This window comes from Anabaenopsis sp. NIES-4685, from assembly GCF_059725405.1.
Window position 1 is genome coordinate 2351052 of sequence record NZ_AP043602.1, and the last position, 9831, is coordinate 2360882.

A 9831-nucleotide genomic window follows, 5' to 3' on the forward strand; every position below is an offset into this window, starting at 1 on the left:
ATTTGGGTTCCTGTGACTGGTTTCCAATATCCATAGTCGCTGTAGTCCGCTGTACTCAGGTCTATGGCAGTGTTATCTAATCCTAGGTATTCGTATACTTTCCCTGTGGTTGCTTCTCTGACTCTTTCCCCAAATTTCAGGGTTCTTCTCCCCTTCGTTGCTGTTATGGTCGGCGGGGATGAGGTTGTTGATTCCCCCTTGTAATAAGGCGGCTCCGCCGTCGTTGGTGGTAATGCTAGAGGATACTATTTTGCTGTTGCTGTATATGCCTATGTTGTCTTGGGCTGTGATGTCTGTTGTCCCACCAATGACTGCGCTACCTACTGGGCTATCTATGTAAGCTGCTACTGTTGTGCTGACTCTGTTGCTGGCGAGGATGCCTCCCACGCTCATGCCGCTGGCTCCATATAGGGCTGATGCTACTGAATTGGCTGCATTACTTACTGTGGCGTTGATTTGCGCTGCTGATGTGGCTGCTAGGTTTAAGTCTCCACTAATAATGTTGATTTGGGAGTTAATAATATATGCTTTAACTGCGGCTGGTTGCTCTTCTCCCAGGATGTCTGTGTTGAATAGGGCACTAAATGCGTTTCTAAGTATATCTTGTGATTGCCACCCCAATGTGTTGAATGCTAAGGCTACACCCAGGGCTGTATCACCTGTATCTAGTGAGCTTGATAAGGTAGCATCAATTATGGACTTGTTATCAGCAGTAATATATACATTACCTGTGGTAGCAATATTACTATTGCTGATGTACGCTTCTGCCTGACTCAGTACCAGGTTAGTAACTGCTATCCCCCCTCCTGCTACTACTGTACCACTGCCATATAAACTACCTCCAGATGCTGTGATAGTACTCTCTGTATTAGCTGTAATAATTGCTGACTCTTCGGCTTTGATGCTAATACTATCGGCGGTGATTTGAGCTTTATTTATCCAACTTCCTACCTGACTGCGTACGTCGTTACGTACTACCATTGCTCCTACGGCTTTAGCATCTGAATCACTAACGTTACCTATATTTGGTACATAATCTGCTGTTTCTTGGGTGACTTTTTCCCAGAGACTACTATTTGTATAGTTTTCATTACCTAAGTCTATGCTGGTGTTATCACTGCCTTTAAATCTATAGACGCTGCCACCATCTCCACCTTGAGTGTAATCTGCTGCTATTCTGACTTTTTCCCCCTGGTCTACTACTTTTGTTCCTGATGCGGTGGTGTATTCGTAGTCATCTAAATAATTCAGGTAGTTTTGAATAATGCCTAAGCCGCCATCGTTGGTGGTTACGGATTTACTGACTATGGTACTGGTGGCTTCTATCCCCGCTGTGTCTTTGGCTGTGATGCTCATCGTCCCACCTACTATGACTACTCCCGGTGTGGCGGTGCTGTAGTCTATGTAGGCTTGGGCTTGGCTGTTAACTAGGTTACTAATTAGGGCTGCTCCTATGGCCATACCGGAGGCTCCATAGAGGGCTGATGCGGCTGATTCGGCTTGGTTGCTGACTTTGGCTGTGATCTGGGCGGTGGAGTCTGCTAGTAAGGTGAGATTCCCTGGTGTGGTGATGCTGCTGTCTTGGATGTAGGCTTTAACTGTGAATGGTTTAGCAGTGCCTAACACTGAATCCCCTAATAAGGCATCTAGGGTGTTGCTCAACAGGTTTTGTGGTTGCCATCCTATGCTGTTGAAGGCGAGGGTGACTCCGGCGGCTGTATCTCCTGATGTGGCGTTGGTGAAGATGGTGGCATTTATCTGACCGTCTGATATCCCCTCTAGTGTAATATCTCCGGTGCTGGTTTCTATTTGACTGTTACTGATGTAGGCTGTGGTTTCACTGACTACGGTGTTGGTGGCTATGGTGCCGGCTACGGCTATGACTGTGCCACTACCGTAGGCACTACCTCCTGATGCTGATGCTGTGGTTTCTGCTAGGGCTGTGATTTGGCTGCTGTCTTGGGCACTGATGCTCAGGCTACTACCTTTGACATCTCCATTGTGGATGTAGCTACTGACTTGACTGCGCACGTCGTTACGTACTACTAATCCCCCTACTCCCATGGCGTCTGAGTCGCTGATGTTTAAGCCGGTGGGGAGGATGTTGATGTTATTTAGTGCTTTCCATAGGGCATAGTTGGTATAGTCTTGTGTCCCTAGGTCTATGGTGGCGGCAGTACCCATGTACTGGTACACTTGCCCTGCTATGCCTTTTTCTTCGGCGTAATCGCTGGCTAGTCTAACTTGGTCTCCGAATTTTAGCTGTTTGCTGCCGGAGTTGCTGGTATATTTATATTCTTCTAGTAACTGTTTCCCTAGGTTATTGAGGATGCCTACTCCCCCGTCGTTGCTGGTGTTGGAGGAGGCTATGACTTTGGTGTCGGCGTTGATGTGGCTTTCATCCAGGGAATCTATGTCTATGCTGCCTGTTATTTGGATTTTCCCTGTATGTTCTGTGTTGTCTATGGAGGCTTGGGCATGACTGTTGATGAGGTTACTAGCTAATATGCCACTGGTGGCCATGCCGGTGGCTCCATACAGGGCTGATGCGGCTGATGTGGCTTCGTTACTGACTTTGGCTGTGATTTGCTGTTGGGATTGGGCTGTGATTGTTAGATTCAGTGCGTTGACTGTGGTTTTTTCTATGTAGGCTTTGACTTGGGCTGGTTGGGCTGTGCCTACTATGTCACTGCCTAATAGGGCATCCAGTGTGCCAGCGAATATGTTTTGTGGTTCCCATCCTATGGTATTGAATGCTACTGTTACCCCTACGGCTGTGTCTCCTGATGTGGAGGCGCTCTTGTTTTCTGCTTCTATTTGGGATGTGTTGCTGGCCGCTACTGTGATATCCCCACTGCTGTTGATATTACTGTTGCTAATGTACGCTTGTGCTTGACTGAGGATTTCGTTGACTGCTAGGGAGCCGTTAACTGCTATGACTGTGCCTGTTCCATAGGCGCTACCTCCTGATGCTGTGATGCTACTGTCTATTTTGGCTGTGATGCTGGCATTTTCTATGGCTCTGACTGTGAGTGTTTCTGTGTTGATGCTGCTGTTTTTGATGTAGCTTTCTACTTGACCGCTGACTTTGTTGGTGACTACTATCCCCCCTACTCCCATGGCGTTTGAGTCACTGATGTTGTTCCCTTGGGGAATTATTTGGGTTCCTGTGACTGGTTTCCAATATCCATAGTCGCTGTAGTCCGCTGTACTCAGGTCTATGGCAGTGTTATCTAATCCTAGGTATTCGTATACTTTCCCTGTGGTTGCTTCTCTGACTCTTTCCCCAAATTTCAGGGTTCTCTCCCCTTCGTTGCTGTTATGGTCGGCGGGGATGAGGTTGTTGATTCCCCCTTGTAATAAGGCGGCTCCGCCGTCGTTGGTGGTAATGCTAGAGGATACTATTTTGCTGTTGCTGTATATGCCTATGTTGTCTTGGGCTGTGATGTCTGTTGTCCCACCAATGACTGCGCTACCTACTGGGCTATCTATGTAAGCTGCTACTGTTGTGCTGACTCTGTTGCTGGCGAGGATGCTCCCACGCTCATGCCGCTGGCTCCATATAGGGCTGATGCTACTGAATTGGCTGCATTACTTACTGTGGCGTTGATTTGCGCTGCTGATGTGGCTGCTAGGTTTAAGTCTCCACTAATAATGTTGATTTGGGAGTTAATAATATATGCTTTAACTGCGGCTGGTTGCTCTTCTCCCAGGATGTCTGTGTTGAATAGGGCACTAAATGCGTTTCTAAGTATATCTTGTGATTGCCACCCCAATGTGTTGAATGCTAAGGCTACACCCAGGGCTGTATCACCTGTATCTAGTGAGCTTGATAAGGTAGCATCAATTATGGACTTGTTATCAGCAGTAATATATACATTACCTGTGGTAGCAATATTACTATTGCTGATGTACGCTTCTGCCTGACTCAGTACCAGGTTAGTAACTGCTATCCCCCCTCCTGCTACTACTGTACCACTGCCATATAAACTACCTCCAGATGCTGTGATAGTACTCTCTGTATTAGCTGTAATAATTGCTGACTCTTCGGCTTTGATGCTAATACTATCGGCGGTGATTTGAGCTTTATTTATCCAACTTCCTACCTGACTGCGTACGTCGTTACGTACTACCATTGCTCCTACGGCTTTAGCATCTGAATCACTAACGTTACCTATATTTGGTACATAATCTGCTGTTTCTTGGGTGACTTTTTCCCAGAGACTACTATTTGTATAGTTTTCATTACCTAAGTCTATGCTGGTGTTATCACTGCCTTTAAATCTATAGACGCTGCCACCATCTCCACCTTGAGTGTAATCTGCTGCTATTCTGACTTTTTCCCCCTGGTCTACTACTTTTGTTCCTGATGCGGTGGTGTATTCGTAGTCATCTAAATAATTCAGGTAGTTTTGAATAATGCCTAAGCCGCCATCGTTGGTGGTTACGGATTTACTGACTATGGTACTGGTGGCTTCTATCCCCGCTGTGTCTTTGGCTGTGATGCTCATCGTCCCACCTACTATGACTACTCCCGGTGTGGCGGTGCTGTAGTCTATGTAGGCTTGGGCTTGGCTGTTAACTAGGTTACTAATTAGGGCTGCTCCTATGGCCATACCGGAGGCTCCATAGAGGGCTGATGCGGCTGATTCGGCTTGGTTGCTGACTTTGGCTGTGATCTGGGCGGTGGAGTCTGCTAGTAAGGTGAGATTCCCTGGTGTGGTGATGCTGCTGTCTTGGATGTAGGCTTTAACTGTGAATGGTTTAGCAGTGCCTAACACTGAATCCCCTAATAAGGCATCTAGGGTGTTGCTCAACAGGTTTTGTGGTTGCCATCCTATGCTGTTGAAGGCGAGGGTGACTCCGGCGGCTGTATCTCCTGATGTGGCGTTGGTGAAGATGGTGGCATTTATCTGACCGTCTGATATCCCCTCTAGTGTAATATCTCCGGTGCTGGTTTCTATTTGACTGTTACTGATGTAGGCTGTGGTTTCACTGACTACGGTGTTGGTGGCTATGGTGCCGGCTACGGCTATGACTGTGCCACTACCGTAGGCACTACCTCCTGATGCTGATGCTGTGGTTTCTGCTAGGGCTGTGATTTGGCTGCTGTCTTGGGCACTGATGCTCAGGCTACTACCTTTGACATCTCCATTGTGGATGTAGCTACTGACTTGACTGCGCACGTCGTTACGTACTACTAATCCCCCTACTCCCATGGCGTCTGAGTCGCTGATGTTTAAGCCGGTGGGGAGGATGTTGATGTTATTTAGTGCTTTCCATAGGGCATAGTTGGTATAGTCTTGTGTCCCTAGGTCTATGGTGGCGGCAGTACCCATGTACTGGTACACTTGCCCTGCTATGCCTTTTTCTTCGGCGTAATCGCTGGCTAGTCTAACTTGGTCTCCGAATTTTAGCTGTTTGCTGCCGGAGTTGCTGGTATATTTATATTCTTCTAGTAACTGTTTCCCTAGGTTATTGAGGATGCCTACTCCCCCGTCGTTGCTGGTGTTGGAGGAGGCTATGACTTTGGTGTCGGCGTTGATGTGGCTTTCATCCAGGGAATCTATGTCTATGCTGCCTGTTATTTGGATTTTCCCTGTATGTTCTGTGTTGTCTATGGAGGCTTGGGCATGACTGTTGATGAGGTTGCTGGCTAATATGCCACTGGTGGCCATGCCGGTGGCTCCATACAGGGCTGATGCGGCTGATGTGGCTTCGTTACTGACTTTGGCTGTGATTTGCTGTTGGGATTGGGCTGTGATTGTTAGATTATTCAGTGCGTTGACTGTGGTTTTTTCTATGTAGGCTTTGACTTGGGCTGGTTGGGCTGTGCCTACTATGTCACTGCCTAATAGGGCATCCAGTGTGCCAGCGAATATGTTTTGTGGTTCCCATCCTATGGTATTGAATGCTACTGTTACCCCTACGGCTGTGTCTCCTGATGTGGAGGCGCTCTTGTTTTCTGCTTCTATTTGGGATGTGTTGCTGGCCGCTACTGTGATATCCCCACTGCTGTTGATATTACTGTTGCTAATGTACGCTTGTGCTTGACTGAGGATTTCGTTGACTGCTAGGGAGCCGTTAACTGCTATGACTGTGCCTGTTCCATAGGCGCTACCTCCTGATGCTGTGATGCTACTGTCTATTTTGGCTGTGATGCTGGCATTTTCTATGGCTCTGACTGTGAGTGTTTCTGTGTTGATGCTGCTGTTTTTGATGTAGCTTTCTACTTGACCGCTGACTTTGTTGGTGACTACTATCCCCCCTACTCCCATGGCGTTTGAGTCACTGATGTTGTTCCCTTGGGGAATTATTTGGGTTCCTGTGACTGGTTTCCAGTACCCATAGTCGCTGTAGTCCGCTGTACTCAGGTCTATGGCAGTGTTATTTAATCCTAGATATTCGTATACTTTCCCTGTGGCTGCTTCTCTGACTCTTTCCCCAAATTTCAGGGTTCTCTCCCCTTCGTTGCTGTTATAGTCGGCGGGGATGAGGTTGTTGATTCCCCCTTGTAATAAGGCGGCGCCGCCGTCGTTGGTGGTAATGCTAGAGGATACTATTTTGCTGTTGCTGTATATGCCTATGTTGTCTTGGGCTGTGATGTCTGTTTTCCCGCCAATCACACCGCTGCCTATGCCATTCTCTATGTAGGCTCCTACTGTTGTGCTGACTCTGTTGCTGGCGAGGATACCACTGCTTGCCATACTACTAGCTCCATACAGAGATGAGGCAGTAGACTCGGCTGCGTTGCTGACTGTGGCGTTGATTTGCGCTGCTGATGTGGCTAAAATAGATAAATCATCAGCAACACTAATTGTCACATTTTTCAAGTATGCTTGGACATCTGCTGATTCCTCTGTTATCCCCGCACTGGTTCCTATTAAGTCATTTAGTGTCTTGTTAAACCAATTACTAAGCCAACCAATGGCGTTAAAGGCTATGGATCTTCCTAGTCCAACTCCATCTACGGGTACTAGTGATTGAGATTCTGCAAAGGCACTGATTTGAGCTGTAGCATCAATGATTGAGGTGTCTTGTGCTTGGATGACAATATCCCCAGTGTTCACTGTTTCTAAGGTACTGTCTTCAATGTATGCCCTGGTGTCACCTAATATGGAGTTGGCTGAATATGTTCCATCAAGTTGAATATTGACAGAAATAAGGGGAGTTTGTGAGCTACTATCAGTGATTTGTGTCGCGGGAGTATTGGCTATGGCTTGCTGATTTTTCTCAGCTTTGAGGTTAATATCGCCATCAATAACTCTGATGCCAGATTTTTGAATATACGCTTGTGTTGTACGGTTTAAGGTATTTACTGTTGCTGACCCAGTAAATCCTAATTGCCCTAAACCTGTGTTTATGTCAATGCTAATGCCTGGAGAAATGGCAGTCGCTTTGGTATTATCCTGTGCTATCAGGGATAATCCCCCATTACCAATTTCTATATTATTACTATCAGTTATATAGGCTTGAATATTTCCGGCAATTTCATTAACTACCTGTGATGCTTGTCCTTTGATGTTAGCATCACTTTGAGCTTTAACTGTCAGCGCGGCTGATTGAATGCTACTATTACTAATCCCAATTTCCACTTGTCCCTGGAAACTGTTATTAATAGATATACCTTGATTTTCTGCGGTGATGGTTGTATTTTCTTGAGCTAAAATATTGATATTGTTGGTGGCAATAATGTTGCTATTGCCAATGTTGACTGTGGCAACACCATTGATAGTATTTGTTCCTAGGCTTGCCGATGACTCATATTTACTTGCTCTAATTAGCTGTAAATCCAGATTACTGAGATTTAGTGTGGCGTTATCTAGCTGAATAATTGCTTGTTCGCTGGTGTCAATACTCTCAGAAATTAATGTTCCTTCCGTTTGCGCTATCCCAATGAAATTTCCGGCGGTAATTCTCCCAGCTAGGTTGATTTGTGCTGTGGTTATTCCTGCTGCTATGTTGGCGACGGCGCTAAAGGTGATGTTTCCTGTGGTGGTAATTTGCCCACCGGTGTTGAGGGAAATTTTCTCACCTCGCACAATGAGGTGAGCGCTACCTAATTCTATGCTGGAGTCAATGATAATTTCATCTTCGCCATCTAGAGTATCTATGGTTAATGACTGGGATGGTTTGTTAAAGCTAATACTTGTAAAGGTTGGTGTTGTTCCTATATCAATTAAGGTTAATTTACCGGTATCATCTGTTGTTAATTTAAGTTTGTCTGCTGAATTTGTGAGAGTAATTATGGTGTTGGTAGAATCATTATTGTATGATGGTTGCGGTAGTAAAAGCCCTGAGTAACTGCTGAGTGTTTCTGTATCAAATATAGAAACCACTTCTCCCGTTTGAAATTCTAGCAGCCAATCACCACCTAAACTTGTATTTCCCGTTAGGTTATCTGATGCTGCTACATCTAACCCTGTAATTTCACTAATATTTTGTACGAAAGATTCGCCTAATTCACCGGCCGCTACATTGCATCCATAAAATAATAAGTCACCTTGTGGCAGTAGGGCTTCTCCCCAGCCACTTAGGGCATCTTTATAATTCCATAAGTTATCCTGAGACAAAAAGGCACTACCTAGCTGTACACCACCGGCTTGACCATGACTGAAAATATGGATGGCATCTAAATTACTGTAGTTTCGTAATTTCTCGGTAATTTGGGTAATGCCACTGTAATTGCTATCTAAAGCGATCGCCTGGATATTTGCATCCAATTTCTCAATTACTGATTGATAATCATATAACTGCGAATCAACAAAGGCAATTTCTCTGATGGCAGGATGGAAAGGATCTCGACTCTGAGATGGTAGAATACCATCGGATGGATATTCTGTATTAAATGGATTACTGGTAGGTTGGATGATATCCATAAGAAAATAGTAATTAAGTTGATGATTGTGATTTGTATTAGTATTTGATATGGGGAATTATCATCGGAAATATACCGAATTGTCACCAAAAACATTGTTTTTGGTAAATACCCCAATTGATCTGAATAAATTTAATTAAAATTAAACAAGTTACCTACATAAAGAGAGCCGACCATCTTTCTAGACTTTCTCCGTCAACATGTTTTTAATGCTGATTTTATTTAGGTAACTTTTTTCTATGTGGAACTACTTGATGATCACTAGTGAATCAAGGGTTAATTAAACTGCATTAAAAGCACCTAATTTTTCTGTAGGAGCGTTAGCAATTTGTACTTCTTTTTCCTCTTGTGCCTTGGTTTCAGATTCCGGTTGTGTTGCGCCAGTCATACTTTCTAACTGCTCATTAGTAACTTCCAGATTCACCATAGTAGTTGGTGCATTATTGAGAAACTCAACTCCAGTTGCTACCTCACGATATGGACGATTTAAGAGATAGTTGAGTAAGGCATCACGCTGTTCTTGTGTAATTAAGTATACTCTTTTTTGAACCTGTGGCATAAATCACTCCTCCTTTGTTGATACAATGACTAAAGTTTTGTTTAACTTGGTCTAACATGGAAGAATATCGCTTACTCCCCATATTCCTGATTATACACCATTATACACCAGGACTTACACAAAACACGAAAATAGGGGTAATTCCTGAATCACCCGTACATCAGAACTAGGTTTTAGTCCAATCTTGCGTAAGTCCTATTCAACTAAAAAAACTACAAAAAGTATAGCAACCGCCAAGGTGGTTAGGACATAAACAGAAGATAAAACCATTGAAATTCAAGCGTTTCAAGGCTTCCCCCTGCTCCAGTGCCCCCTGCCCCTGCTATATATCAAGGCTTCTGGGATTTCCAACACTGAAATTCACAGATTTTTCAACGGCCAGTGAGTAACCCAA

At 44.9% G+C, this 9831-nt stretch carries 3 protein-coding genes; all 3 read right to left on the reverse strand.

Annotated features, from left to right (window positions below; translation table 11 throughout):
• Positions 1-72: 72 nt before the first annotated feature.
• The gene (locus AC6IZ0_RS10215) at positions 73-3120 is read right to left on the reverse strand and encodes a beta strand repeat-containing protein (protein ID WP_497722819.1); all 3048 of its coding nucleotides are present in this window, start codon (positions 3118-3120) and stop codon (positions 73-75) included.
• 380 nt (positions 3121-3500) lie between these two features.
• Positions 3501-8879, reverse strand: a complete 5379-nt coding sequence (locus AC6IZ0_RS10220; protein ID WP_497722820.1) for a DUF4347 domain-containing protein — start codon at positions 8877-8879, stop codon at positions 3501-3503.
• A gap of 279 nt (positions 8880-9158) precedes the next feature.
• Positions 9159-9437 carry a hypothetical protein gene (locus AC6IZ0_RS10225; protein ID WP_280792763.1) on the reverse strand — a complete coding sequence of 93 codons (279 nt, stop codon included), beginning with the start codon at positions 9435-9437 and terminating at the stop codon, positions 9159-9161.
• Positions 9438-9831 lie beyond the last annotated feature (394 nt).

Excerpts from the sequence above, each read along its gene's own strand:
- AC6IZ0_RS10215 (WP_497722819.1), bottom strand. The coding sequence starts at position 3,120 with ATGGGAGTAGGGGGGATAGTAGTCACCAACAAAGTCAGCGGTCAAGTA.
- AC6IZ0_RS10220 (WP_497722820.1), bottom strand. The coding sequence starts at position 8,879 with ATGGATATCATCCAACCTACCAGTAATCCATTTAATACAGAATATCCA.
- AC6IZ0_RS10225 (WP_280792763.1), bottom strand. The coding sequence starts at position 9,437 with ATGCCACAGGTTCAAAAAAGAGTATACTTAATTACACAAGAACAGCGT.